Origin of the sequence: Streptomyces gilvosporeus, from assembly GCF_002082195.1 — a bacterium.
In the GTDB taxonomy this organism is placed as follows: domain Bacteria; phylum Actinomycetota; class Actinomycetes; order Streptomycetales; family Streptomycetaceae; genus Streptomyces; species Streptomyces gilvosporeus.
Map to the genome: position 1 here is coordinate 8,379,255 of NZ_CP020569.1, position 25,335 is coordinate 8,404,589.

Genomic DNA, 25,335 nt, shown 5'->3' on the forward strand with positions numbered 1-25,335 from the left:
CCATACCGACCCCCGGCGCCCCTGGCCCGCCCGCTACGTCCCGTCGGGCCGGGCCAGGGCCAGCGCGTCCAGCAGCAGACACACGTGGTCGACGGCGTCCCGCCCGGCGGGGCCGTCGGCCACTGCCGTGTCGTCGAGCAGTGCGGCCGTCGCCCGCAGCAGCGCCCGCAGGCCCTCGCTCGCACCGGCCGGCGGCTCCGTGTGCACGAGGGCGGAGCGGATCTGCTCGCCGGTCAGCGGCAGCCCCGTCTCCAGGAAGCGGAACAACGCCACGGCGGCTCGCCGATCGGCGTCATGGGGCTTCCATGCACCGCGCGCATGGCGGTCGATGAGCGCGACCGCCTCGGCACGGATCTCCTCAGCAACATGCATGCCCACGAACGTCTCATACCGCATCGCCGGCCCACAGGGGCGTCCAAAGCCCCGCGGCCCCGCTCCCCGCACTCCCGTCGATCTTGCGGGGATACGGGCTGACCAGGCAATTAGGCATTCGGCCACGGCCACCCGAGCGGCCGAAAACCGGAATTCCGCCGGTCAAACCTGTGGCAAGAGTTACACGCCGGTGAAGAACAACGGAGGGAAAGGGAGGCAATTGCGTTTCCCCGGGATGGCGGAGGGTGACCGGCGCGAATACCGTATGCCCCGCAATTCCCGCCTCTCCTCGGACAAATCACCCGAGCCGGGAAGGAGGGCCCTTCCCGTACCGGCCGCGACGCCCCGGTAATGCGCATCCGCGGACAAAGAACTCCGCAACCGCATAGCCGTGAAACATACCCACTGGTTTACTGGCCCTCTGGTGCACCGGGCGACCGCGCGGGATCATCGGACCGACTCCGCAATGCCCGTGAACTCGGCCGTCGCGGTGCAGCCCGAGCGGCTGCGCTCCGCATCGCGCGGCTCGCCCACCGTATGCGGGAGGTGTAGAAAGAGGACATGGCCGGACGCTACGGCCGCCCGCGTTCGGTTCTGAGAATGCGAACTGTCGCGGGCCAGGTCTTTCTCCTCCAGGTGGCGATCGTGGTGCTGCTGGTCGCCGCAGCCATAGCGGCACTCGTGCTGCAGTCCAGAACCGACTCGGAGCGCGAGGCCCGCAACCGTTCGGTCGCCGTTGCCGAGACCTTCGCCAGCTCCCCGGGGATCGAGCAGGCCCTCAAAAGCCCCCATCCCACCGCCGTACTCCAGCCCCGCGCCGAAGCCGCCCGTATAGGCTCCGGCGTCGACTTCGTCGTCGTGATGAACACCCGGGGCATCCGCTACACCCACCCGCTGGCCAACCGCATCGGCAAGAAGTTCGTCGGCAATCTCGCCCCCGCCCTGGCGGGCGGCATCGTCACCGAGAAGATCACCGGGACCATAGGACCCCTCATCCAGGCGGTCGTCCCGGTCACCGACCGCCACAGCGGCAAGGTCGTCGGCCTGGTGTCCGCCGGCATCACCATCAGCAAGGTCAGCGGAGTGGTCAACGGCCAGTTCCCGCTGCTGTTCGGTGCCGCCGGGGCCGTCCTGCTGCTGACCACCGGCGGTACCGCCCTGGTCAGCAGGCGGGTGCGGCGCCAGACGCACGGCCTGGGCCCGGCGGAGATGACGCGGATGTACGAGCACCACGACGCGGTGCTGCACGCCGTCCGCGAGGGCGTCCTCATCGTCAGCGGCAGCGGCCGGGTGCTGCTCGCCAACGACGAGGCCCGCCGGCTGCTCGGCCTGCCCGCCGACGTCGAGGGCCGCCAGGCCGCCGCCCTCGGACTGGGCCCGGACATCGCGGCGCTGCTGTCCTCCGGGCGGCAGGCGAGCGACGAGGTGCACCCCGTCGGCGACCGCCTGCTGGCCGTCAACCAGCGCTCCACCGACCAGGCCGGCGGCCCGCCCGGCAGCGTCATCACCCTGCGCGACACCACCGAGCTCCAGGCCCTCATCGGCACGGCCGATATCGCCCGCGGCCGGCTCAAGCTCCTCTACGAGGCGGGCACCGAGATCGGCACCACCCTCGACGTCGTCCGCACCTGCGAGGAACTGGCCGAATTCGCCGCCCACCGGTTCGCCGACATCGTCACCGTCGACCTCGCCGGAGCCGTCCTGCGCGGCGAGGAGCCCACCCCCTCCGGCACCGGCCCCGAAATGCGGCGCACCGCCGTCAGCGGCCGCGACGCCGAGAACACCGCCCTCTACCCGGTCGGCAAGGTCGTCCGCTTCCACCCGGGCACCTCGCTGGGCGAGGGCCTGGTGAACGGCGAACCCGTCCTCGAACCGGAGCTGGCCGCGCTGTCCGGCTGGCAGCGCCAGGACCCCGAGCGGGCGCAGCGGCTCCTGGACCACGGCATCCACTCGATGATCGCCGTCCCGCTGCGCGCCCGCGGCGTCATCCTGGGCGTGGCGATGTTCTGGCGCGCCCAGGAGCCCGAGTCCTTCGACGAGGAGGACCTCTCCCTGGCCGAGGAGCTGGTCGCCCGCGCCGCGGTCAGCGTCGACAACGCCCGCCGCTACACCCGCGAACACGCCATGGCGGTCACCCTCCAGCGCAGCCTGCTGCCCCGCGGCCTGCCCGAGCAGAACGCCGTCGAGGCCGCCTACCGCTATCTCCCCGCCCAGGCCGGACTCGGCGGCGTCGGCGGCGTCGGCGGCGACTGGTTCGACATCATCCCGCTGCCCGGCGCCCGGGTGGCCCTCGTCGTCGGCGATGTCGTCGGCCACGGGCTGCACGCCGCGGCCACCATGGGCCGGCTGCGCACCGCCGTCCACAACTTCGCCAACCTCGACCTGCCGCCCGACGAACTGCTGTGGCACCTGGACGAGCTGGTCACCAGGATCGACCAGGACGAAGCCGCCGACGCCGCCGACGGCACCGCCGCCATCACCGGCGCCACCTGTCTCTATGCCCTCTACGACCCCGCATCCGGCCGCTGCACCATCGCCCGCGCCGGGCACTGCCAGCCGCTGCTGCTGCGCCCCGACGGCACCGCCGAGTTCGCCGAGGTGCCCGGTGGACCGCCGCTCGGCCTGGGCGGGATGCCCTTCGAGACCTGGGAACTGACGCTCCCCGAGGACAGCCGGCTGGTCCTGTACACCGACGGCCTGGTCGAGGACCGCGACCGGGACATCGACGCCGGCATGGCCGAACTCGCCCGCACCCTGGCCGGCAACCCGGGCCGCACCCCGGAGGAGACCTGCGAGGCCGCGCTGCGCACTTTGCTGCCCGAGCGGCCCACCGACGACATCGCGCTGCTGGTCGCCCGCACCCGCGTCCTGGACGCCGCCCATGTCGCCGACTGGGACGTGCCCGCCGACCCCTCGGCCGTCGCCGAGGTGCGCGCCGCCGCGGTGCGCACACTCGTCGAATGGGATCTGGCAGACGCCGCCTTCACCGCCGAGCTCATCCTGAGCGAACTCGTCACCAACGCCATCCGCTACGCCTCCGGCCCCATCCACGTCCGTCTGATCCGCGACCGCTCGCTGATCTGCGAGGTCTCCGACCACTCCAGCACCTCCCCGCATCTGCGCCAGGCCGCCACCACCGACGAGGGCGGCCGCGGCCTGTTCCTCATCGCCCAGCTCGCCGAACGCTGGGGCACCCGCTACACCGGCGACGGCAAGGTCATCTGGACCGAGCAGCCGCTGGTGGAGGAGGTGGTGGGGGAGCAGGGGGCGCCGTTGCTCAGCCCGCCGGTGGCCTGAACGACGCGGGCCCGGCCCCGGGCCCAACGGGCGGGCGGGTCACGCACGTTGACCGCGCGGTCCCGGCTCGGCGACGCCCGTGGACCCGGCGGCCGCCGCGATGCCCGAGGTATTCCGTGGCCCGTCCGCCGCCCCGATGGCATGCTGGCCGCGTGAACGGTCCCGAGATCCATGTGACATTCCCGCCCGACCTGCACCTTTTCCTCACGGCAGGCCGCACTCCGGCGGGCCGCCGCGTCGTGACCGACGGGGCCGCCACGCTCGGCCATGTCATCGAGTCCCTGGGCGTCCCGCTCACCGAGGTCGGCCGACTGCTCGTCGACGGCCGCGAGGTCCCCGTCTCCCACATCCCGCGGGCGGAGGAACGGGTCGAGGTGCGCGCCGTCGAACGTCCCCAGCAGGTTCCCGGCGCGCCCCTGCGCTTTCTGCTCGATGTCCACCTCGGCACCCTGGCGCGCCGGCTGCGGCTGCTCGGCGTCGACGCGGCGTACACCAACGAGGACCCGGGCGATGCCGCGCTCGCCGCCCTCTCGGCCAGGGAACGGCGGGTTCTCCTCTCCCGGGACCGCGGGCTGCTGCGCCGGCGGGAGATCTGGGCCGGTGCCTATGTCTACAGCGACCGCCCCGAGGACCAACTCGACGACGTCCTGCGGCGGTTCGCCCCTGCCCTGGCCCCCTGGACCCGCTGCACCGCCTGCAACGGCGATCTGACGGACGCCGACAAGGACTCCGTCCAGGAGCGTCTGGAGGGCGGCACCCAGCGCACCTACGACGTCTTCGCGCAGTGCACCTCCTGCGGCCGGGTCTACTGGCGCGGGGCGCACCACGCCCGTCTGGAGGCGATCGTGAACAAGGCGCTGCGGGAGACCGCCCGCTAGGACCTGTCCGATGCCCTGTCCCGCGGCGGCGTTCAGCGGTGCTCGGGATTGGGGGAGTCGCCCCGGCAGCCCGCGTCCCACTCCGTGCGCCGGTTGCCGTGGGCGGGGATGCCGCCCGCCGCCTTGAGCATCGCCGCGATATGCATCAGGTTCCAGGTCATGAAGGTCGTGTTGCGGTTGGTGAAGTCGTTCTCCGGGCCGCCCGAGCCCGGGTCCAGATACGAGGGCCCGGGCCCGGCCTCGCCGATCCAGCCGGCGTCGGCCTGGGGCGGGATGGTGTAGCCGAGGTGCTGGAGGCTGTAGAGGACGTTCATGGAGCAGTGTTTGATGCCGTCCTCGTTGCCGGTGATCAGACAGCCGCCGGCCCGGCCGTAGTAGGCGTACTGGCCGCGGTCGTTGAGGACGCTGGAGCAGGCGTAGAGCCGCTCGATGATCTGCTTCATGACCGAGCTGTTGTCGCCGAGCCAGATCGGGCCGCAGAGGACGAGGATGTCGGCGGCCGTCACCTTCTCGTACAGCCGCGGCCAGGCGTCCGACGCCCAGCCGTGCTCGGTCATATCCGGCCAGACGCCGGTGGCGATGTCGTGGTCGACGGCGCGCAGGACCTCGGTGGCGACACCGGCGTCCGCCATGATGCCCCGGCTCTTGTCGATCAGGCCCTCGGTGTTGCTGGTCTCGGGGGAGCGCTTGAGGGTGCAGTTGATGAACAGGGCGCTCAGGCCGTCGTAGCGGAGGGCGGACGGGGAGGCGGTGGCCATGGGGGCTCCCTTGCGGCGGACGGATGCGCTCCCAGCCTCCCGTCGGCGGACGGGGCGGGCCACCGGGGCGGCTCCGAACGTATGAGCCCGGGCGGGTGGACGCACCGGGCGCACCGCCACCATCGGTGCGATGAGCCCGCTGCGCTCGCTCATGCGCGCTCCCCGAGGGCGTACGCCGGTCAGTTGCCGTCCGGCGGGTCCGCCAGGACGCGGGCCCGGCATTCGGCGGGGGTGCCCCAGGCGTCGCGCAGGGTGCGGGCCTTGCGGATCCACAGGGAGAGGTCGAGTTCGTCGGTGTAGCCGAGGGCGCCGTGCAGCTGGAGCGCGGTACGGGCCGCGGCGTACGCCGCCTCGCCGGCGGCCACCTTCGCCGCGGCCGTCTCCCGGGCGGCAGCCGGGGCATCCGTCGCCAGGGCCAGCGCGGCCGCATGCACCAGCGGCCGGGCGAACTCCAGGGCGATCAGAGTGTCGGCGAGGCGGTGTTTGACCGCCTGGAAGGAGCCGATCGGCACGCCGAACTGGGTGCGCTCCTTGACGTAGGAGACCGTGCCGTCCAGCAGGGCGCGGCCCAGCCCCAGGCACTGGGCGGCCGTGGCCAGCCGCGCGATGTCGAGGGCGTGCGCGGCGGCCGCGGTCACCGCCGGGCCGCGGGCGAGGAGGACGCCGTCCAGGGGGCGGGCCAGTCGGCGGGCCGGGTCCGCGCAGGGTTGGACGGGGCCATGGCGTGCGGTGCGGTGGACGGTGTCGTCCCGGACGGTGAGGACGGCGTCGGCGGCGTCCGCGTCCAGGGCGTACGGCCCGTCCATGCACAGACTGACGACGGCCGTGCCGGAGGCGATCCCGGGCAGCAATGCGGCGGCTGCCGCACCGTCGCCCAGGCGGCCGAGGAACGCCGCCGCGGCCACCGTCTCGGCCAGCGGACCGGGCACCGCATGACGCCCCAACTCATGGAAGGCCACGGTCAGTTCGACGGGCAGCAGGCCCGATCCGTCGTGCTCCTGCGGCACCGCGAGGCCGAACACCCCCGCCGCCGCGAGCCGCGCCCACACCTCGCGCCCCGGCTTGGCATCGCCCGACGCCCAGGCCCGGATGGCGGACGGGGTGCCGCATGCGCCCAGCATGCCGTCCAGCGTCCGGCCGAACTCCCGCTGCTCAGCGGTCAGGAGGAAGCGCATCACCGGCGTCCCTTCGGCAGCCCGAGCAGCCGCTCGGCGATGATGTCGCGCTGGATCTCGTTGGTGCCCGCGTAGATCGGTCCGGCGAGGGAGAAGGTGTAGCCCTCCGCCCAACTCCCGTGCTCCGGTGCGTCGTCGGCGTCGTCGGCGAGGGCGCCGTACGGGCCGAGCAGATCGAGTGCGGTCTCGTGCAGGGCGATGTCCAGTTCGGACCAGAAGACCTTGTTGAGGCTGGATTCGGCGCCGAGGGCCTCTCCGGAGGCGAGCCGGGAGGCGTTGGCGTAGGTGAAGAGCTGGTAGGCGCGGGCGCCGATCACGGCGTCGGCGACCCGGTCGCGCAGCGCGGTGTCGGACGGGGCAGCGTTCGCGCGCCACAGCGCGGTCAGCCGGTCCGCCGCGGCGGTGAAGCGGCCGGGGCTGCGCAGCGTCAGCCCGCGCTCGTTGCCCGCCGTGCTCATCGCGACCCGCCAGCCCGCTCCCGGCTCGCCGATCACGTCCGCGTCGGGGACGAAGACCTCGTCGAGGAAGAGCTCGGCGAAGGCGGGTTTGCCGTCGAGACGGCCGATCGGACGGACCGTCACCCCAGGGGCGTCCAGCGGGAACATGAGGTAGGTCAGCCCCTGGTGCGGCCGGGGGGTGCCCGGCTGGCTGCGGAAGAGCCCGAAGGCGCGGTCGGCGAAGGCGGCGCGCGAGGACCAGGTCTTCTGGCCGCGCAGCAGCCAGCCGCCGTCGGTGCGGACGGCCGTCGACCGCAGGGAGGCCAGGTCCGAGCCCGCCTCCGGCTCGGACCACGCCTGCGCCCAGATCTCCTCGCCGCGCGCCATGGGCCGAAGGATGCGGGCGCGCTGCTCCTCGGTGCCGTGCGCGAAGAGGGTGGGGGCGAGGAGGCTGATCCCGTTCTGGCCGACCCGGCCGGGTGCGCCCGCCGCGTAGTACTCCTCCTCGAAGATCAGCCACTCCAGCAGCGAGGCGCCCCGGCCGCCGTACTCCGTGGGCCAGGAGACGGCCGACCAGCGGTCCGCGCCGAGCCGGCGCTCCCATGCGCGGTGGGCGGCGAAACCCTCCGCGGTCTCCAGCGACGGCAGCGGCGTGGCCGGGACGTGCGCGGCGAGCCAGGCGCGGGCCTCGCCCCGGAACGCCTCCTCGGCGTCGGTGACGTCCAGATCCATCAGGAGCCGGCCTCCTTCATCCGCGCGATGTCCATCCCGCCGAGCGCGTCCCGGGACGTCTCGGCGTTGTGCGCATGGGCGAGATGGTGCAGGCCGAAGACGGAGTCCAGCCCGGTGTGCAGGCCCTGGAGGTCCTCGGCCTGGTTGACGGCGCGTTTGGCCAGGGCCAGCCCGAGCCGCGGCATTCCGGCGATACGCAGCGCCAACTCCTCGGTACGGGTGGCGAGTTCGTCCCCGGGGACCACCCGGTTGACCATGCCGACCTCGTACGCCCGCCGGGCGCTCATCCGGTCGCCGGTGTAGAGGAACTCCTTGGCGATCCGCGGCGGCATCACCCAGGGGTGGGCGAAGTACTCGACGCCGGGGATGCCCATCCGGACGACGGGATCGGCGAAGAAGGCGTCGTCGGCGGCGACGATCAGGTCGCAGATCCAGGCGAGCATCAACCCGCCCGCCACGCAGGCCCCTTGGACCGAGGCGATCACGGGCTTGGGCAGCTCGCGCCAGCGGCGGCACATCCCCAGATAGACCTCGGACTCGCGGGCGAACCGGCTCTCGGCCCCCTCCTTGTCCGAGTGGTCCCACCACAGGCCCGCCCGGCGCTCGAAGGGGAGGTGGGCATCGCGCCGGGGGCTGCCGATGTCATGGCCCGCGGAGAAGTGCCGGCCCGCGCCGGCCAGGACGACGACCTTGACCTCGCCGTCGTCGGCGGCGCGGTAGAAGGCGCGGTCGAGGGCGTACGTCATCGCGGAGTTCTGGGCGTTGCGGTAGTCCGGCCGGTTCATGGTGACGGTCGCGATCGGCCCCTGGCGTGCGTAGTGCACCGGCTCGTCGTCCGGGGTGGCGGTCATCGCCCGCCCTCCTTCCCTAACAAGTGTTTGGTAGATTAACGTACCGTCATGAGCAGCGTCGAGGCCCCGTCCGCCGCCGAGAGCTTCCGCAAGGAGGCCCGCCCATGAACCCCGCGACCCCCCAGCCGCCGCCCTACGTCCCCGGTCATGACCTGCTCGCCGGGCGGACCGCCGTCATCACCGCCGCCGCCGGAGCCGGCATCGGCGGCGCCACCGCGCGCCGCTTCCTTCAGGAGGGCGCCCGCATCGTCCTCGGCGACGCCCACGTCCGCCGGGTCGAGGAGAGCACCGCGGCCCTGGCCGGGGAGTTCGGCGCCGACCGCGTCGCCGGGCTGCCCTGCGACGTCACCGACGAGGAACAGGTCACCGCGCTGTTCGACCTCGCCGAGGAACGCCACGGCCGGCTCGACATCCTCGTCAACAACGCCGGACTCGGTGGCACCGCCGACCTCGTCGAGATGACCGACGACCAGTGGGGCAGGGTCCTCGACGTCACCCTGAACGGCACCTTCCGCTGCACCCGGGCCGCCCTGCGCCGCATGAAGGCCACCGGCGAGGGCGGCGTGATCGTCAACAACGCCTCCGTCCTCGGCTGGCGCGCCCAGCGCGGCCAGGCCCACTACGCCGCCGCCAAGGCCGGAGTGATGGCCCTGACCCGCTGCGCCGCCCTGGAGGCCGCCGCCTACGGCGTACGGATCAACGCGGTCGCGCCCAGCCTGGCCCTGCACCCCCATCTGGTGAAGGTCACCACCCCCGAACTGCTGGCCGAACTCACCGGGAAAGAGGCGTACGGCCGCCACGCCGAGCCCTGGGAGGTCGCCAACGTCATCGTCTTCCTGGCCGGCGACTACGCCTCGTACATGACCGGGGAGACGGTCTCGGTCAGCTCGCAGCACGCCTGAGACCGCCCGCGCACCTTGCGGAACCGGCCGGCACCTTTGCAGACTCATGACAGGAGACCGTGATGTCCGAGGCGTATATCGTCGGCGCGCTGCGCACCCCCGTGGGCAAGAAGGGCGGCGGCCTGGCCGCCGTGCACCCCGCCGACCTCGGCGCGCATGTCCTCGCGGCCCTGATGGACCGTACGGGCGCCGACCCCGCCGCCGTCGAGGACGTCGTCTTCGGCTGCCTGGACGCCGTGGGGCCGCAGGCCGGAGACATCGCCCGCACCTGCTGGCTGGCCGCCGGACTGCCCGAGGAGGTGCCCGGCGTCACCGTCGACCGCCAGTGCGGCTCCTCGCAGCAGGCGATCCACTTCGCCGCCCAGGGCGTGCTCTCCGGTACCCAGGACCTGGTCGTCGCGGGCGGCGTCCAGAACATGTCGCAGATCCCGATCGCCTTCGCCAGCCGGCAGGCCGCCGAGCCGCTGGGGCTGACCGAGGGCCCGTTCGCCGGATCCGGCGGCTGGCGAGCCCGCTACGGCGAAGCACCCGTCAACCAGTTCCACGGCGCCGAACTGATCGCCACCACATGGGGAATCGGCCGGCGGGAGATGGAGGAGTTCGCGCTGCGCTCCCATCAGCGGGCCGTCCGCGCCATGGACGAGGGCCGCTTCGCACGGGAGATCGTCCCCTACGGCGACGTCACCGCCGACGAGGGCCCGCGCCGCACCACCTCCCTGGAGAAGATGGCCGCCCTGGCCCCCCTCGTCGAGGGCGGCCGGCTGACCGCGGCGGTCTCCTCCCAGGTCTCCGACGGCGCCGCCGCGATGCTCCTCGCCTCCGAACGGGCCCTCGCCGACCACGGTCTGACCCCGCGCGCCCGCATCCACCACCTCTCCGTACGCGGCGAGGACCCCATCCGGATGCTGTCCGCGCCGATCCCCGCCACGGCCCACGCGCTGAAGAAGGCCGGGATGACGCTGGACGACATCGACCTGGTCGAGATCAACGAGGCTTTCGCTCCGGTGGTGCTGGCGTGGCTGAAGGAGACCGGCGCCGACCCGGAGAAGGTCAATGTCAACGGCGGCGCCATCGCCCTCGGCCACCCGCTCGGCGCGACCGGCGCGCGGCTGATGACGACGCTGCTGCACGAACTGGAGCGCACCGGCGGCCGGTTCGGGCTCCAGACCATGTGCGAGGGCGGCGGCCAGGCCAATGTCACGATCATCGAGCGGCTCTGAATCCGGTCCGGTGTTTCCCCCCCCGTGGCCTGGTCCTTCAGTCTTTTCAAACCGTTGGCCGGGAGGCAACTGGGAGGCGGCGTCCCGTGAGGCTCGCTGATGCCACCTGCCCTACTGGCCGTGTTCCCTTCCCACCGCGCCTGCACCGTCATGGAGATCTTCTGGTCCATCTCGACCACAGTTCGTAGCCGGTGATCGTCAGCGTGGCGGTTTCGCAAGATGAGGAAGCGGCGGGTCATGCTGCCTTGCTCCTTGTGGCTGGCGTGGTCGGTGCCGTCGGGGGTGACGCAGCTCAGGACGGTGAACTGCGCCTCGATGTGGCCCTCGGGCGGAGCCTGCATGTCGTTGCCTGGCGCGTGCATGCGCCCGCAAATCGGCCGAGGGGAACGCCCGCGCCGTGTGGCCCTGAAACCTGGCATCGGTGGAGTTTCTTGAACCAACTCTCAGGTCCGGCTCGGAGGGCGATCTCCCTCGCCTTATTCGCATGTCTTCGAGGTCCGCACGATGGCTGGATTTTGCGGGATGGGCAACGATGATCTTGCTTGTTAGCCTCACGGAATGCATGTGAACACGGGGAGTTCAGGCGCCGCAGCAAGGGCCGCGGCCGGCCTGGCGAAAGGCACCTCCCCTGGCACCGGTCTCGGGCGGGCGTTGACCGTCACGCTCACCCTGGCCTGCGCGATCTCCTCCGCCAACATCTACCTCAACCAGCCGGTCCTCACCGACATGGCGCACTCCTTCGGCGTCTCCGAAGGCGCGATGGGTTCGGTTCCCACGGCGACCCAGTTCGGTTACGCGCTCGGCATCCTGCTGCTGGTGCCCCTCGGCGACACCCGGGACCGCAGGAAGCTGATCCTGACGCTGGGCACGGCAACCACGGTGGCGCTGGCGGCCGCAGCGGTGGCGCCGAACCTTGCCGTCCTCACCGTGGTCAGCTTCCTCCTGGGGGCGCTCACACCCATCCCGCAGATCGTGATCCCGCTGGCGGTGGCGCTCTCCGGCGAGCGGACCAAGGGGCGGACCGTGGGCGTCTTGCAGGGCGGTCTGCTGGTCGGCCTGCTGGCCTCGCGCGCCTACGCGGGAGCGCTGGCCGCCCTGGTGGGCTGGCGCTGGGTCTACGGCTGCTCGGTCGCGCTGATGGTGATGCTGGTCGCCCTGCTGTTCTTCGCACTGCCCAAGGGCATCACCGGCGCCTCCGCCATGCCGTACCGGGAGTTGCTGGGGAGCCTGCCGAAGCTGCTCGCCGACCACGCCTTGGTGCGCCGGGTCTGTCTGTCCGGTGCGCTGGTCGGCATCTCGTTCGGCGCCTTCTGGACGACGCTCGCCTTCGTCCTTCAGGACTCCTACGGCTACGGTCCCGGCATCGCCGGACTGTTCGGCCTGGTTGCTGCGGCGAGCGCACTGGGGTCGCCGCGGGCCGGGCGGCTGGCGGACCGCAAGGGCGGCAGGTACACGCAGACGCTGTTGCTGATCGTTTCGCTGGCCGGCTGGGCCGCGCTGGCCGGGGGAAAGAACTGGCTGGCCCTGCTGGTGCTCGGCGTCGTACTCCTCGATGTCGGCGTCTGGGGCAACCAGGTGGTCAATCAGGCCATGCTGTTCAAACTGGACCCGGCGCAGCACAGCAGGCTCAACACCCTCTACTTCACCACGCGGTTCATCGGCATCGCGACGGGCTCCCTGGTCGGATCCCAGATCTGGAACGTGGGCGGGTGGTACGGCGTCGGCATCCTCGGCGTGGGCGTACTGCTGCTGGCCGCACCGATCCTGTGCACCACCCGGGACGCCGTGCCGGCGAGCGAGGACACCCTGGTGCCGACGGACGTGCCCGCCAGGGAGGCATGAGCGGCTCCCTCGCCCCTGCCGCCTGGGCGAGCGTCCGAGTCGGGTGTCTGGGGGCCGTCGGGCGTCTGGGGGTCTGTCGGGCGTGACCGTGCACACGGGCAAGCGCCGCCCTGGAGCCACTGGGGTGGCGCTTGCCGATGCCGGGCGTCGGGGCACGGGACGACGGCCGCGCAGCCATTTCTGGTGATTCCCACCCAAGTCATGTCACTCGCAAGCCAGTTGAAGTGCCCGGTTGGCGCTGTTCTTGTTCGGCATCCACCCCACCTCGTAGACGTTCACAGCGAAGTGCTCCACCCTTTGCCGATGTTCACGAGGAAGCGCTCGACGCGTCGACCGCGTATCCATGGCGACGCAGACGCACGCCCTGAGACACCGGCCCCAGCCCTCCTCACCGCGGCAGCGCCGCCAGCGCCTCGTGTGCCTCGGCCATGAGCCGCTCCACCAGCTCCGCACACGACGGCAGATCCTCGATCACCCCGGCGACCTGGCCCGACGCCATCACCCCGAGGTCCGTACGGCCGTCGACCATCGACGCCTTCAGCAGCATCGGGGTGTTGGCCGCCAGCAGTACCTGACTCCACGTCAACTCCCGGCCGTGACGCATCGCCAGGCCGTCCCGTACCATTTGTGCCCAGCTCAGCCCGGACAGCTTCCGGAACGACGCGGCATGCCGCACCGCCGTGAGGAGCGCGGCGGCGCGGCCGGAGCGCTCCAGCGCCTCGACCAGTTCGCTGCGCAGCATCCGGTGCGGCAGCCCGTCCACCTTCCTGGTGACGGTGATGTCCGCGGCCTGCGCCGCCAGATAGCGGGCCTGCACGGCCGACGGCACGGTGCTGTCCGACGTCAGCAGAAAGCGGGTGCCCATCGCGATCCCGGCCGCGCCGTAGGCCAGCGCCGCGACCAGGCCCCGCCCGTCGAAGAAGCCGCCCGCGGCGATGACGGGGATGTCCACGGCGTCGACGACCTGGGGGAGCAGCACGGTCGTGGCGACGCTCCCGGTGTGCCCGCCGCCCTCGCCGCCCTGGACGATCACCGCGTCCGCGCCCCAGGCCGCGACCTTCTCCGCGTGCCGGCGGGCGCCGACCGAGCAGATCACGACGACACCCGCGTCCTTGAGCCGGGTGATCAGCTCCCGCGAGGGTGCCAGCGCGAACGACGCGACGCGCACCTTCTCCGCCACGAGGATGCCGACGCGTTCTGCCGCATCGCCCGCATCCGCCCGCAGATTGACCCCGAACGGCCGGTCCGTACGGGAGCGCACCTCGCCGATCGCGGCCCGCAGCTGACCGGTGGTCATGGTGGCCGACGCCAGGATCCCCAGCGCGCCCGCCTGCGCCGCCGCCGAGACCAGCCGCGGCCCGGCCACCCAGCCCATCCCGGTCTGCACGATCGGATAGCGCACCCCGGTCAGCGCGGTCAGCGCGGTGGCGATCCCGGTCACGACGGCACCTCGCCCTCGCGCCGCCCGTCCGGGTCGATGACCTCGCGGATCAGACGCAGCTCCGCCGCGCTCGGCTCGCGGGTGCGGGGTACCTCGGCGGGGATGACGAGGTCGAAACCGGTGGCCTGCCGGACCTCCGCCACCGTCACACCGGGGTGCAGAGAGGCGAGCCGCATCGTGCGCTCGGGGGTCTCGAAGTCGAACACCCCTAGGTCGGTGACCACCCGCGGGATGCGGTGGTAGCGGGTCGCGGACGGCCCGGCCGCGGCCGCGCTGTCGTAGCCGACCCCGCTGATCATGTCGACCTTCGGGACGAACACCCGCCGGGAATGCCGCGGAACCCAGTAACTGACCGGATTGTTCAGGGTGTTGACGGGTGCGCCGCGTACCCCGAGCAGCTGCCGGTGCGGTGCGGCCCAGTCGCCGATACAGGAGATGTTCTGGTTGCCGAAGCGGTCGAGCTGGCTCGCGCCCATCATGACGTGCCGCCTGCCACCGGTGACCATCGCCAGATGCTGACGGTACGGCAGCCAGCCCTCCCGCTCACCGTCGGGCCCGACGAGCGTCGCCTCGCCGTCGGTCAGCAGCAGGTCGGGGGAGAAGGACCGCCGGGCCAGCCGGGCCCCGAGGGACGGGATCAGGCCCATCGGGCTGGCGAGCACCTCGCCGTTGTCCCGCCACGCCTCGGCGCAGGCGAGCACGCAGTACTCCGCGCGGCTGGTCATCGGCCCTCCTCCTGCCAGGACTGGACGGCGCTCTGGTAGGACTTCTCGTCGCCGCCGGACAGGAAACGCTCCGCGAACCGCGGCCAGGGGGTGGTCGCATACAGCTTCTGGAACGCCTCGTCGCGGCCGTAGTCGGGCACGCACGAGGTGAAGTGCGCACCGTTCGGCGTCTCGACGACACCGGTGACCGCATGCCGTTTGACGAGCAGGGTCGGCAACGGCGCGTCTCCGAACCCCGCCACGATCTCCTCGCACGAGACATACGCCGCATCGGCCGCCTCGCAGAACAGATCGTCGAAGTACGGATCGGGGCCCAGGTACTGGCCGTTGCCCAGCCGGTCGGCGCGGTTGACATGGACCAGGGCCGCGTCCATGCGCAGCGCTGGCATCGCGACGAAGGTCTCGCCGTCCGCGTAGGGCGAAGTGACCGTGCGCAGACCGGGGTTGACCCGCATGACGTCCGATCCCAGGCCCGCGCGGACGGGCAGGAACGGCAGCCGATTCGCGGCGGCGTGCAGCCCCCACATGAACATCGCCTCGTCCACCTCCGTCAGCTCCAGGGCGCCCGACTGGCGCGCCGCGCGGAAATGTGGCTCCAGGGGGATCGAGTCGAGCGTCACGAACGCGGTGACCAGCTTGCGGATCCGGCCGGCGGCCGCGAGCAGCCCCACGTCCGGCCCGCCGTACGCGATCATCGTCAGATCGGTGATATCCGACCGCAGCAGCGCCCGCACCAGGGCCATCGGCTTGCGCCGCGAGCCCCAGCCGCCGATGCCGAGGGTCATCCCGCTGCGGAGCCGGGAGACGACGTCCTCGGGCGTCATCGTCTTGTCGGTCACGGCCGGACCTCCCCTTCTTCCGTCGTTGCCCGGTGCGGCGTGCCGAAGGTGTCGCGGACGCGGTCGGCCACCCCGCTGAGGTTGGCCTCGAAGGTGAAGCCCTGCTCGAAGCGGTAGCTGCGGCGGACGTCGACGGGGTCGATGCCGTTGAGGGCGGCCTTGGCCATTCGCAGCAGGGAACCGTCCTTCGCGGCGATCTCCCGCGCCAACTCCAGTGCGGTATCGAGGAGTCGGTCGCGCGGGACGACCCTCCAGACCGAGCCGTGGGCGTGCAGTTCGGCGGCGGTGGCGGTGCGCGAGGTGTAGTAGAGCGTGCGCATCAGATGCTGGGGGACCAGCCGGGCCAGATGGGTGGCCGCGCCGAGCGCGCCGCGGTCCAGTTCGGGCAGGCCGAAGACGGCGTCCTCGCTCGCCACGACGGCGTCCGCATTGCCCACCAGGCCGATGCCGCCGCCGAGACAGAAGCCGTGCACCGCCGCGATGACCGGCACCTCGCAGTCGTAGACCGCCGCAAACGCCTCCGCACACCCGTGGCTGGCGCCGATCAGCGCGCCGTGGCCGCCCGCGGCGGTGTCGCGCTGCATCTCCTTGATGTCGACGCCCGCATTGAATCCGCGCCCCTCGGCGGCCAGGACGACGCAGCGGACCCCGGGGTCGCGGCCGGCGGCGCGGACGGCGTCGGCGAGGTCGTACCAGCCCTGTACGGGCAGGGCGTTGACCGGCGGGAAATCGACGGTGACCTGGGCGATGCCCCGGTCCGCGCCCTGGCCCCGGTCCTGGTCCGGCCGGGAGGTGGAGACACCCATGAGCAGATCAGCTACCTTTCAACCAAGCGCTTGTTAGGTAGCGAAGTTAGCAGCGGACCGCGCGCTGCGGGAGGGGGCCGGATGGCCGTGACGCTCGATCTGACCGGACGCGTGACGGTGGTCACCGGGGGCACCCGGGGCGTCGGCGCCGGTATCGCCCGCGCCTTCCTCCGGGCCGGCGCCGAGGTGGTGGTCTGCGCCCGGCGCCCGCCCGACGCCCCGGTCCGGGCCGCCGGTCGTACCGCGCACTTCCGCCCCCTCGACCTGCGCGAACCCACCGCCGTACGCGACCTCTTCCCCCGCATCGCCGCCGACCACGGCCGCCTCGATTGCCTGGTCAACAACGCCGGCGGCACCCCCTACCGCCTCCTGGGCGAGGCCGACGCCGAACGCCACGCCCGGGTCATCGACCTCAACCTCACCGCCCCGCTGACCGCCTCCCTCGCCGCCTACGAAGTGATGCGCACCCAGCCGCACGGCGGCACCGTCCTGATGATCGGCAGCGTCAGCGGCACCCGCCCCTCACCCGGCACCGCCGCCTACGGCGCCGCCAAGGCCGGTCTGGACAGCCTCGCCCGCACCATGGCCGTCGAATGGGCCCCCACCGTCCGCGTCAACACCCTCGTCCCGGGCATGGTCCGCACCGAACGCGCCGCCCAGCACTACGGGGACGAGGCGGGCATCGCCGCCGTCGGCGCCACCGTCCCGCTCGGCCGGCTCGCCGAACCCGACGAGATCGGCGACGCCTGCGTCTTCCTCGCCTCCGACCGCGCCGCCTACCTCAGCGGCGCCGCCCTCCTCGTCCACGGCGGCGGGGAACGCCCCGCCTTCCTCGCCGCCGCCACCGTCAACCACCCCAAGGAGCAGGGAAGATGACCGGGATCTGCACCGGACGCGTCGCCGCCGTCACCGGAGCCGGCCGCGGCCTCGGCCGCGCCCATGCGCTCGCCCTCGCCGCCGAGGGCGCCCGGGTCGTCGTCAACGACCTCGGCGTGGCGGCCGACGGCGCCGGCTCCTCGGCCGGCCCCGCCCAGCGCGTCGCCGACGAGATCCGTGCCCGCGGCGGCCGGGCCGTCGCCCACACCGGCGACATCACCACCACCGACGGCGCCGCCTCCCTCGTCACCACCGCCCTCGACGCCTTCGGCCGCCTCGACGCCCTCGTCAACAACGCCGGATTCCTGCGCGACCGGATGCTCGTCAACCTCGACGAGGACGACTGGAACGCCGTCCTGCGCGTCCATCTCACCGGGCACTTCCTGCCGCTCAAGCACGCCGCCGCCCACTGGCGCGCCGAGGCCAAGGCGGGCCGTACGCCCACGGCCCGGATCGTCAACACCAGTTCCGGCGCCGGCCTCCTCGGCAGCGTCGGTCAGGGCAACTACTCCGCCGCCAAGGCCGGGATCGTCGGCCTCACCCTCGTCGCCGCCGCGGAGCTGGGCCGCTACGGCATCCAGGTCAACGCGCTCGCTCCGGCCGCCCGCACCCGGATGACCGAGCACACCTTCGCCGAGACCATGGCGGCGCCCGCCGCGGGGGACTTCGACGCCATGGCCCCCGAGAACGTCTCCCCGCTCGTCGTCTGGCTCGCCTCCGCCGACTGCGAGGGCGTCACCGGCCGCGTCTTCGAGGCCGAGGGCGGCCGGATCACCGTCATGGAGGGCTGGCGGCCCGGCCCCACCGCCGACAAGGGCGCCCGGCGCACCCCGGCCGAGGCTGGCGAGGCGGCCCGCGCGCTCCTCGCCGCCGCCGAGCGGCCGCGGCCGGTGTACGGGGCGCGCTGATGCCGCGCGCCCCACGCCGGGCAGGTCCCCGGCGCGGGGCGCGGCGGCTTCGGACGGGCGCCTACGGCCGGGGGCCGAGTCGGGCGCGGTGTCTACGGCCGGGGGCCGATGACGTCGCCCCCCTCGTCGTACACCGTGATGGCCAGGGCCGGACAGCAGTCGGCCGCATCCAGCGCCCGCTCGTCCGCCGCTATCTCCTCGGCGACCGGACGCGAGACCCGCTCACCCAGGGCGAACAGCTCCGGTGCGATGGTGGCGCACATCCCCGATGCCATGCACCGCTTGGGATCGATTTCCGCTCTCCACGTCATGACGGCCTCACCACCCCACCGGCAGCACCCGCGGGCCACGCACCAGCATCTGGCTCTTCCACACCACGTCACCGGCCACATGCAGCCCGGGGAAGCGGCCGATCAGCGCGCCGATCGCCTCCTGGAGCTCCAGCCGCGCCAGCGGTGCGCCCAGGCAGTGATGCGCCCCGTGCCCGAATCCGAGGTGCTGATTGCCGTCCCGGGAGATGTCCAGCTTTCCCGGCTCGGAAAAGCGCAGCGCATCGCGGTTGGCGGCGCCCACCGCGACCAGGACGGGGGAACCGGCCCGTACGAGCGTGCCGCCGACCTCGACGTCCTCCTTCGCATACCGGGGCTGGCCCGCACCGCTGCCCAGGGGGACGAACCGCAGCAGCTCCTCGACGGCGCTGCCGATCAGCTCCGGCTGCGCGCGCAGCCGGGCCAGTTCGTCCGGATGATCCAGCAGCGCGAGCACGAAGTTGGGTATCTGGGTGGCGGTCGTCTCATGGCCCGCGACGAGGATTCCCACGCACAGATCGACCAGCTCCAGCTCGGAGAGCCGGTCGCCGACGTCGCGGGCGTCGATCAGCGCCGTCATCAGGTCATCGCGCGGCGCCTGGCGATGATCCTCGATCAACTGCCGCATATAGGCGCGCAGTTCCTCAAGATTGGTGTCGAACTCCTCCGCGGTGAGCGAGCTCGTCGACAGCGCGGCATCGCTCCACACCCGGAACCGCGGCCGGTCCTCGGCCGGTACGCCGAGCATGCGGCAGATCACCGCCACCGGAAGGGGCAGCGCATAGCGGTCGACCAGATCGGCCGGCGGCCCGGCCGCCTCCAGCTCGTCCAGCAGCTCGCGGGTCAGCTCCCTGACCTGCGGCCGCAGCTTCTCGGCCTGACGGACCGTGAAGGCCCGGGCGACCAGAGAGCGCAGCCGGGTGTGATCGGGCGGGTCCATGCCCAGGATGCCGCTGTCGCGGCGGCCCTCGGACTGCCGGGGCTCGTCGTGCGAAGCGCCCTCGGCCCGGCTGAAACGCGGATCGCCGAGGACGAGCCGGGCGTCGGCGTAACGGGTGACGAGCCAGGCCGGCTCGCCGTAGGCCATCCTTACGCGCACCAGGCCGGGCCGGTTGCGGACGTGCGCGTACTCCTCGGCGAGGTCGAGGCTCTCGGGCGTATTGAAAGGGTAGGAAAGTGGTGCTGTATCGGCCGTGGTCATGCGGACCTCCCTCATGTAAGCACCTGCTTACACAAGGTAGGACGCACCCTGCCGGGCGGTCAACGACGTTTTACGGCCGTCCTGGTGACGGACCGTCGGAGAGGAGCATGACGATGGGAACGACGAGGCGGACGGCACGGGAGACCGCCTGCGGCGACGACGGCGAGGGCGGCGGCGCCGTCGCCGCGGCCGGGCACCGGCGGGATGCCGAAGGCACCCGGCTGCGGCTGCTCGACGCGGCGTCGCAGCTCTTCGCCGAACGCGGCTACGAACGCGCCACCGTACGCGATATCGCCGCCCGCGCCGGCGCCAACCAGGCCCTCCTCTTCCGCTACTTCGGCTCGAAGAAGGCCCTGTTCGGAGAGGTGATGGCGCGCGGCGGCCAGGAACAGCTGCGGACCACCCCGCCACAGAACCTCTTCGAGGTCGCCCTGCGCGGCATGCTCGCCGACGGCTCCGGCGACGGCGCCGCCAAGGACCGTTCGCTGGAGGTCTGTCTGCGCTCCATCGGCGGCAGCGACGAAATCGCCGAGGCGCTCAGGGGGTTGGGGGAGGAGTACGCGGAGGTGCTGGCGACCCAGTCGAGCGCCGACCACGGCGCTCTGCGGGCCGATCTGGCGCTCTCCTGGCTGCTCGGAATTGGCTTGATGCGGGTGGTTGTCGGAAAAGAACCGCTGGCGAGCGCCGACCCGGACACGATATGCGCGCTGACCGGCGACGCCCTGCGCACCCTGCTGGCCGGCGGACCGCAGGAGGAGACCAGCGGCTGAGGTGAACCACGGCGGGTCAGGCGAGCCGTGGCCCTGGTGGCTCCGCCCGGCGCGCCATCTCCGCCATCTCCCCATGGATCCGGCGCAGATCGGCGGTGAGCGTGTCCAGCCAGACGACCGCGTCGACCAGCAGGGCGGCCGCGGCGGCCCGGTCCGTGTCCGTATCCGGCGGCGGGGGCGGAACGACCTCCAACAACCCGTGGATATTGAGGAGTTGAGGAGCATCGGGGTCGGTCGGCGCGCCGCGGGGACCGTCCGGTCCGCCCGTCCGCAGCCGCTCGGCAAGGGCGCGGTACCCCTCCGCCGTCCGCCCCGCCTCCCGCCGTAGCCAGCCGCCGACCGGCCCGTCGCCGATCCGTCCGGGGCGGCCGGGCAGCAGCCGCTCCCCGCGCCGGGCGTGCGCCCCGGCGGCCAGCACCGCGGGCCAGTCCGGCTGCCGGGCGGTCTCCTCACGCGGCTCGCTCTGATACTGGGCCAGGCTCTCCTCGGCCAGGACGAGGGCGCGGTTGAGGGCGACGATCCCGGCGCCGTCCGCCGGACCCGCGGACGGCTCGACGACCCGCGACGCGGTCCGCCCCACGGCATCGGCGACCGCCGTGCACACCCCCGCCATGCTCCGGCGCAGCTCGCTGCCCGCACCCCGCGGCCAGGCCAGCAGCCCGCATGCCAGGCCGATCACGCTGCCGGTGAGCACATCGGCGAACCGGGTCGGGGCCAGCTGCCAGGTCACCGGTGCGACCTGCGCGAACAGGGTGGCGACGACGAGGGTGAAGCCGCCCTGCGCCCAGGCCGGGCCGCGCAGCGGACCCAGGGTGAACGCCGCGAGCATCACGACCGGCAGCACCAGCGCGTACACCGTGGTGCGCTCCTCCACCAGCGCCAGCAGCACCCCGGCCGCCGCCGCGCCGATCAGCGTGCCGATGAGCGCCTGGCGGACCACCCAGCGGGTCTCCAGGCTCGTCGTACGGGTGAGCGTCAGCGTCGCCAGCAGCACCCAGAAACCGTGCGAGAGGTCCAGCACCCCGGCGACCGCCCGCGCCGCGGCCAGGCCCAGCGCGAAGCGGCAGGCGTTCTGGAAGATCACCGAACGCGGGGTGAAGTGCGTGGACAGCCGCCGCCACCACAGCACCCAGGCCGGCGTCCGCGCATACGCGAAGGCGTGCCCGGCCCGGTCCGCGCCGACGCCGCGGTCCCCGAGCAGCAGCCGGGTCGCCAGCACCAGCACCACCGCGGAGTCCGCCGCCTGCACCACCAGCGCCCGGCGGCGCAGAAACACCAGCCGGTCATCGACGCCCAGCCGCTCCAGCGCGGCCACCGCCCGACGGGTGCGCACGGGGTCGAGCCCGGCCTGCAACGCCGCCACCGACGGCTCGGCGCCCGGCCGCCGTCCCGCGCGCAGGGCCCGCGCCGCCTGCCGCAGGGCGGCGGCGATGCCGTCCAGCAACCCCACCGTCTCCGCGTGGTACCCGCCCCGGGGCGCGGCCGCGCCGTGCAGCGCCGCCAGCTGCGCCAGCAGCGTACGGACGGTCTCGGCGGCATGCGCCATGGCCTTGTGGGCGCGGGTGGGGGAGGCGGGCAGATCGGCGGGTGGGACGCGAGAGGGGCGCAGCCGGTCCGCCGCCGTGCGGGCCCGCGCGAGCGTCCGCTCGGGGGCGGGCCCGTCGTGGTGGTCGGCCAGCGCCGCGGCCGCCTCTGCGGCATCGGCCAACAGCGCGCGGAACGGCGGCGTGACCGGCTCGGGCAGAATCAGCACCTGGGCCGCGGCCAGCAGCACCGCCCCCAGCACAAATCCGTAAACCCGCTGGTCCAGGGTGCCCGGTGCGTACGGCGGAAAGCACGGCAGGATGTACAGCAGCTGCATCCCCGGCGCCGCCCCGGCGATCCGCGGGCCCGCGCTCCCCGCGTAGGCGACCAGAAAGCCGATCACCAGCATGCCGAGGACGGCCGCCCAGGTGCGGACGGCCAGCAGGGTGCCGAGGACGACCAGCGCCGTTCCCGCCGGGAGGACCCAGAGCGTGGTGACGGCGCGCTGCCGGCCCGAACCGGGGATCCGGGCGAGCACACCGAGCGCCACCACCGTGAAGGTGGCGTACAGCGCCATGACCGCCGCGTCGAGACCGTAACGGCACAGGTAGAAGGCGATGCACGCGGCGACCGTCACCCGCGCCGCGGTGCCCACCACGGCCCGGTGCCCACCACGGCCCGGTCCGCCACGCTCCACCCCTCCACTATTGGCCGCGGGCCGTTCCCCCGCACCGCGGCAGCCGTGGGGCGGGGGGCCGGGTTTGGCGGAGTCGCCCCCGGCTACGTACAGTTCCGGCGAAGCTCGAACGGACAGTTCACCGGACGGTTCGCGACAGCCACACAGCAGACGGGGCGGTGCGCAGGGCACCCGGACCCCATGGACGGAAAGCGGCGCAGCGGCGATGACGGTGACCGAAGAAGGCCGGGCCGAGGGCGCCGGAATCGACGCGGAGCGGATGGCGGTCTGCCTCGGCGTCCTGGAGGAACTCGACGCGCTGCCGCTGGAGCACCCCGACGCGATCACCATACGGCGGGCCACCGCCGGCATCTACCGCAAGGTCAAGCAGCGCCGACGCTCGGAACGCCGGGCCGCCAAGACCGCCAACGACCGCGCCGTCACCGCCGCGACCGCCACCGGGGCGGCCGACCGCATCGACGACGAGACCCAGGGCCTGGCCCTGACCAGCTCCGTGACCACGGAGATCGCCGGGATCCTGGAGCGGCCCCGCTGCTGCTACGTCTGCAAGGCCCGCTACGTCGAGGTCGACGCCTTCTACCACCAGCTCTGCCGCGCCTGCGCCGCCGAGAACCGGGCGCGCCGCGACGCCCGTACGGACCTGACCGGGCGGCGCGCCCTGCTCACCGGCGGCCGCGCGAAGATCGGCATGTACATCGCGCTGCGCCTGCTGCGCGACGGCGCGCACACCACGATCACCACCCGCTTCCCCAACGACGCCGTCCGCCGCTTCACGGCGATGCCCGACAGCGCGGAGTGGCTGCACCGGCTGAAGATCGTCGGCATCGATCTGCGCGACCCGGCCCAGGTGATCGCCCTCGCCGACACGGTGAGCGCCGAGGGCCCCCTCGACATCCTGATCAACAACGCCGCCCAGACCGTGCGCCGCTCGCCCGAGGCCTACAGCCGCCTCGTCGACGCCGAATCGGCCCCGCTGCCCGCCGGGGAACTGCCCGCCTCCCTGGTCCTGGGTCACTTCGGCAGCGGCGCCCCCGCCGCGCTGCCCGCGTCCCCGCCGTCCGGCGACCGCGGCCCGTCCGCCGAGCAGCTCACCGCCCTCGCCCTGACCCCCGGCTCCGCCTCGCCCGCCCGGATCGAGGCGGGCACCGCGATCGACGCCGGCGGCCTCGTCCCCGACCTGCACGCCACCAACAGCTGGATCCAGAAGGTGGACGAGGTCGACCCGGTCGAGCTGCTCGAAGTCCAGCTGTGCAACATGACCGCCCCCTTCCTCCTCGTCAGCAAGCTCCGCCCGGCCATGGCGGCCTCCGCCGCCCGCCGCAAGTACGTGGTCAACGTCTCAGCGATGGAAGGCCAGTTCAGCCGCGGCTACAAGGGCGCCGGCCATCCGCACACCAACATGGCCAAGGCCGCCCTGAACATGCTCACCCGCACCAGCGCCCGCGAAATGCTGGAGACCGACGGCATCTTGATGACCGCCGTCGACACCGGCTGGATCACCGACGAGCGTCCGCACCCGGAGAAGATGCGGCTGGCCGAGGAAGGCTTCCACGCCCCCCTCGACCTGGTCGACGGCGCCGCCCGCGTCTACGACCCGATCGTCCGCGGCGAACAGGGCGAGGACCTCTACGGCTGCTTCCTGAAGGATTACGCGCCCGCGGCGTGGTGAGTGAGCGGGGAGCGGGGGAATGAACGCCGGCGCCGCCCGCCGCGTACTAGTTCTCACCACTCATCGTCCGAGGAGGGGCACATGACCGACCCCGCAATCCACGCAATCCCCCCGCTGATCGCCCTGCCCGATGGAGAGGCCGAACTCCGGGTGACGCTCCGGCTGCAATGGGAGGACGTCGCCGCACTCGGCCAGGAGGCCGGACGGCTCGCCGCCCGGTGGAAGCGGGCGGTGAGCCTGGACGAGGCCGCCAGCCACCGGCTGCGCGGCCGCCCGACCACGGCTCCGGCCCCGGCCACCCCCGCACCGCAGGAACGGGCGAATCCGCAGCCCGCGGTCGCGGCGTCGTCCGTATCGCCGCTGCCCGCGCGCTCCTCGGGGGAACACGCCCGCCAGGCGATCGAGAAGATCACCGGAGGCGTCGGCCACGCCTCGGCCTGACCGGTTGTGGCGACCCGCCGGGCTCCCCGCGTGCGGCCGGTCCGCCGCGCGAGGAGCCCGGCGCGGCGGTCAGGACTGGGGCCGCTTGCCGTGGTTGGCCTTGTGGTTACGGCGCGACTTCTTCTTGCGGCGGCGCTTCGAGGACATACCGTCTCCTTCCTGGGCGGCGGAGCATCGCGAGGATGCGGCCGCTTCGATGGGCACTTTCGATGTGGCGCTGGTGATACGGCGTTGGCGATATGGCTATTTCGCCTTTTTTCTACCCTTTCACACCGGCGCCTGGGGAGCGGTCTGCCGCACGCCCGTCGGGCGTGGGCGCGGACATCGGCGTCCGGGTCCTTCGTCATCGCGGCGAGGGCCGGCAGGGCGTCCGGATGTGCGGCGTGCCGGCCCAGCGCCAGCACCGCCGCCTTGCGGACGTCGGCATGGCCGTCGGCGAGGGCGGCGCGCAGCCGGCGGCGGCGCGCGGCCGCGACCGGAACGGTGTGCTGGCGGATGCGTTCGACGGGCATGCGCCGGACCATACCGACGGGTTTCGGCCCGTGGTGTTGCCGCAGTATTGCGCCACTCGGCGATGCCCGCGGCACGGCTGTGACCTGCCGTTTCCGGGCTCCCTGCGACGAGATCTGCCACTGGCCGGACCGACCGGTACCGGCAGCGGGCGCC

At 73.0% G+C, this 25,335-nt stretch carries 23 protein-coding genes and 2 pseudogenes; 10 read left to right on the forward strand and 15 right to left on the reverse strand.

Going from position 1 to position 25,335, the window contains the following annotated elements:
• Nucleotides 1-33 precede the first annotated feature (33 nt).
• A complete protein-coding gene (locus B1H19_RS37105) occupies nucleotides 34-372 on the reverse strand; it encodes a hypothetical protein (protein ID WP_083110128.1) in 339 nt (112 codons plus the stop codon).
• Between the two features lie 561 nt (nucleotides 373-933).
• On the opposite strand from B1H19_RS37105, the gene B1H19_RS37110 reads away from it, so the two are divergent.
• Entirely contained in the window at nucleotides 934-3,669 is a 2,736-nt protein-coding gene (locus B1H19_RS37110) for a SpoIIE family protein phosphatase/ATP-binding protein (RefSeq protein WP_083109240.1), read from the forward strand.
• Between the two features lie 152 nt (nucleotides 3,670-3,821).
• A complete protein-coding gene (locus tag B1H19_RS37115; RefSeq protein ID WP_083109241.1) occupies nucleotides 3,822-4,547 on the forward strand; it encodes a Mut7-C RNAse domain-containing protein in 726 nt (241 codons plus the stop codon).
• A 32-nt stretch (nucleotides 4,548-4,579) separates the two neighbouring features.
• On the opposite strand, the gene B1H19_RS37120 is transcribed toward B1H19_RS37115, so the two are convergent.
• From B1H19_RS37120 to B1H19_RS37135, 4 genes are all read right to left on the reverse strand, one after another.
• Nucleotides 4,580-5,305 carry a flavodoxin family protein gene (locus B1H19_RS37120; protein ID WP_083109242.1) on the reverse strand — a complete coding sequence of 242 codons (726 nt, stop codon included), beginning with the start codon at nucleotides 5,303-5,305 and terminating at the stop codon, nucleotides 4,580-4,582.
• A 179-nt stretch (nucleotides 5,306-5,484) separates the two neighbouring features.
• On the reverse strand, nucleotides 5,485-6,480 hold the full coding sequence (locus B1H19_RS37125) for an acyl-CoA dehydrogenase family protein (protein ID WP_083109243.1): 996 nt from the start codon (nucleotides 6,478-6,480) through the stop codon (nucleotides 5,485-5,487).
• Entirely contained in the window at nucleotides 6,480-7,649 is a 1,170-nt protein-coding gene (locus tag B1H19_RS37130; RefSeq protein ID WP_083109244.1) for an acyl-CoA dehydrogenase family protein, read from the reverse strand. The genes B1H19_RS37125 and B1H19_RS37130 overlap by 1 nt, the downstream gene beginning before the upstream one ends.
• The gene (locus B1H19_RS37135; RefSeq protein ID WP_083109245.1) at nucleotides 7,649-8,500 is read right to left on the reverse strand and encodes an enoyl-CoA hydratase; all 852 of its coding nucleotides are present in this window, start codon (nucleotides 8,498-8,500) and stop codon (nucleotides 7,649-7,651) included. The genes B1H19_RS37130 and B1H19_RS37135 overlap by 1 nt, the downstream gene beginning before the upstream one ends.
• 104 nt (nucleotides 8,501-8,604) lie before the next feature.
• On the opposite strand from B1H19_RS37135, the gene B1H19_RS37140 reads away from it, so the two are divergent.
• The gene (locus tag B1H19_RS37140) at nucleotides 8,605-9,402 is read left to right on the forward strand and encodes an SDR family oxidoreductase (protein WP_083109246.1); all 798 of its coding nucleotides are present in this window, start codon (nucleotides 8,605-8,607) and stop codon (nucleotides 9,400-9,402) included.
• A 62-nt stretch (nucleotides 9,403-9,464) separates the two neighbouring features.
• Nucleotides 9,465-10,622, forward strand: a complete 1,158-nt coding sequence (locus B1H19_RS37145; RefSeq protein ID WP_083109247.1) for an acetyl-CoA C-acetyltransferase — start codon at nucleotides 9,465-9,467, stop codon at nucleotides 10,620-10,622.
• Nucleotides 10,623-10,792: 170 nt separating this feature from the next.
• Here B1H19_RS37145 and B1H19_RS40670 read toward each other — a convergent pair.
• Nucleotides 10,793-10,939, reverse strand: a pseudogene (locus B1H19_RS40670) (IS630 family transposase); the annotation flags it as partial.
• 241 nt (nucleotides 10,940-11,180) lie between these two features.
• Here B1H19_RS40670 and B1H19_RS37155 point away from each other — a divergent pair.
• Nucleotides 11,181-12,464, forward strand: a complete 1,284-nt coding sequence (locus B1H19_RS37155; protein WP_083109248.1) for an MFS transporter — start codon at nucleotides 11,181-11,183, stop codon at nucleotides 12,462-12,464.
• Between the two features lie 388 nt (nucleotides 12,465-12,852).
• Here B1H19_RS37155 and B1H19_RS37160 read toward each other — a convergent pair whose 3' ends face one another.
• Genes B1H19_RS37160 through B1H19_RS37175 form a run of 4 tightly spaced genes read right to left on the reverse strand, consistent with a single transcriptional unit; the run spans nucleotide 12,853 to nucleotide 16,275 of the window.
• Nucleotides 12,853-13,896, reverse strand: coding sequence for an NAD(P)H-dependent flavin oxidoreductase (locus B1H19_RS37160; protein WP_083110130.1), 1,044 nt, complete (start codon nucleotides 13,894-13,896; stop codon nucleotides 12,853-12,855).
• A gap of 5 nt (nucleotides 13,897-13,901) precedes the next feature.
• Complete coding sequence (locus tag B1H19_RS37165; protein ID WP_083109249.1) at nucleotides 13,902-14,630, reverse strand: CoA-transferase subunit beta; 729 nt, start codon at nucleotides 14,628-14,630, stop codon at nucleotides 13,902-13,904.
• Nucleotides 14,627-15,469: a CoA transferase subunit A gene (locus B1H19_RS37170; protein WP_083109250.1), complete on the reverse strand. Its 843-nt coding sequence runs from the start codon at nucleotides 15,467-15,469 to the stop codon at nucleotides 14,627-14,629. The genes B1H19_RS37165 and B1H19_RS37170 overlap by 4 nt, the downstream gene beginning before the upstream one ends.
• Entirely contained in the window at nucleotides 15,466-16,275 is an 810-nt protein-coding gene (locus tag B1H19_RS37175) for an enoyl-CoA hydratase family protein (protein WP_083109251.1), read from the reverse strand. Before B1H19_RS37175 ends, B1H19_RS37170 begins: the two co-directional genes overlap by 4 nt.
• A gap of 81 nt (nucleotides 16,276-16,356) precedes the next feature.
• On the opposite strand from B1H19_RS37175, the gene B1H19_RS37180 reads away from it, so the two are divergent.
• Nucleotides 16,357-17,151, forward strand: coding sequence for an SDR family oxidoreductase (locus B1H19_RS37180; protein ID WP_083109252.1), 795 nt, complete (start codon nucleotides 16,357-16,359; stop codon nucleotides 17,149-17,151).
• A complete protein-coding gene (locus tag B1H19_RS37185; protein WP_083109253.1) occupies nucleotides 17,148-18,059 on the forward strand; it encodes an SDR family oxidoreductase in 912 nt (303 codons plus the stop codon). Before B1H19_RS37180 ends, B1H19_RS37185 begins: the two co-directional genes overlap by 4 nt.
• Nucleotides 18,060-18,151: 92 nt before the next feature.
• Here B1H19_RS37185 and B1H19_RS37190 read toward each other — a convergent pair whose 3' ends face one another.
• Together B1H19_RS37190 and B1H19_RS37195 are read right to left on the reverse strand one after the other, a co-directional pair.
• Nucleotides 18,152-18,334, reverse strand: coding sequence for a ferredoxin (locus B1H19_RS37190; RefSeq protein WP_237289726.1), 183 nt, complete (start codon nucleotides 18,332-18,334; stop codon nucleotides 18,152-18,154).
• 43 nt (nucleotides 18,335-18,377) lie between these two features.
• The gene (locus B1H19_RS37195) at nucleotides 18,378-19,568 is read right to left on the reverse strand and encodes a cytochrome P450 (RefSeq protein WP_083109256.1); all 1,191 of its coding nucleotides are present in this window, start codon (nucleotides 19,566-19,568) and stop codon (nucleotides 18,378-18,380) included.
• Nucleotides 19,569-19,681: 113 nt separating this feature from the next.
• On the opposite strand from B1H19_RS37195, the gene B1H19_RS37200 reads away from it, so the two are divergent.
• Entirely contained in the window at nucleotides 19,682-20,338 is a 657-nt protein-coding gene (locus B1H19_RS37200; protein WP_083109257.1) for a TetR/AcrR family transcriptional regulator, read from the forward strand.
• A 16-nt stretch (nucleotides 20,339-20,354) separates the two neighbouring features.
• On the opposite strand, the gene B1H19_RS37205 is transcribed toward B1H19_RS37200, so the two are convergent.
• The gene (locus B1H19_RS37205; RefSeq protein ID WP_159028229.1) at nucleotides 20,355-22,559 is read right to left on the reverse strand and encodes an FUSC family protein; all 2,205 of its coding nucleotides are present in this window, start codon (nucleotides 22,557-22,559) and stop codon (nucleotides 20,355-20,357) included.
• Between the two features lie 205 nt (nucleotides 22,560-22,764).
• On the opposite strand from B1H19_RS37205, the gene B1H19_RS37210 reads away from it, so the two are divergent.
• The gene (locus tag B1H19_RS37210) at nucleotides 22,765-24,228 is read left to right on the forward strand and encodes an SDR family oxidoreductase (RefSeq protein WP_083109260.1); all 1,464 of its coding nucleotides are present in this window, start codon (nucleotides 22,765-22,767) and stop codon (nucleotides 24,226-24,228) included.
• An 81-nt stretch (nucleotides 24,229-24,309) separates the two neighbouring features.
• On the forward strand, nucleotides 24,310-24,669 hold the full coding sequence (locus B1H19_RS37215; protein ID WP_203237300.1) for a hypothetical protein: 360 nt from the start codon (nucleotides 24,310-24,312) through the stop codon (nucleotides 24,667-24,669).
• 69 nt (nucleotides 24,670-24,738) lie between these two features.
• On the opposite strand, the gene B1H19_RS41015 is transcribed toward B1H19_RS37215, so the two are convergent.
• Nucleotides 24,739-24,816 carry a 50S ribosomal protein bL37 gene (locus B1H19_RS41015; protein WP_466421286.1) on the reverse strand — a complete coding sequence of 26 codons (78 nt, stop codon included), beginning with the start codon at nucleotides 24,814-24,816 and terminating at the stop codon, nucleotides 24,739-24,741.
• Between the two features lie 203 nt (nucleotides 24,817-25,019).
• Nucleotides 25,020-25,193: pseudogene (locus B1H19_RS40675) on the reverse strand (hypothetical protein); the annotation flags it as partial.
• Nucleotides 25,194-25,335 lie beyond the last annotated feature (142 nt).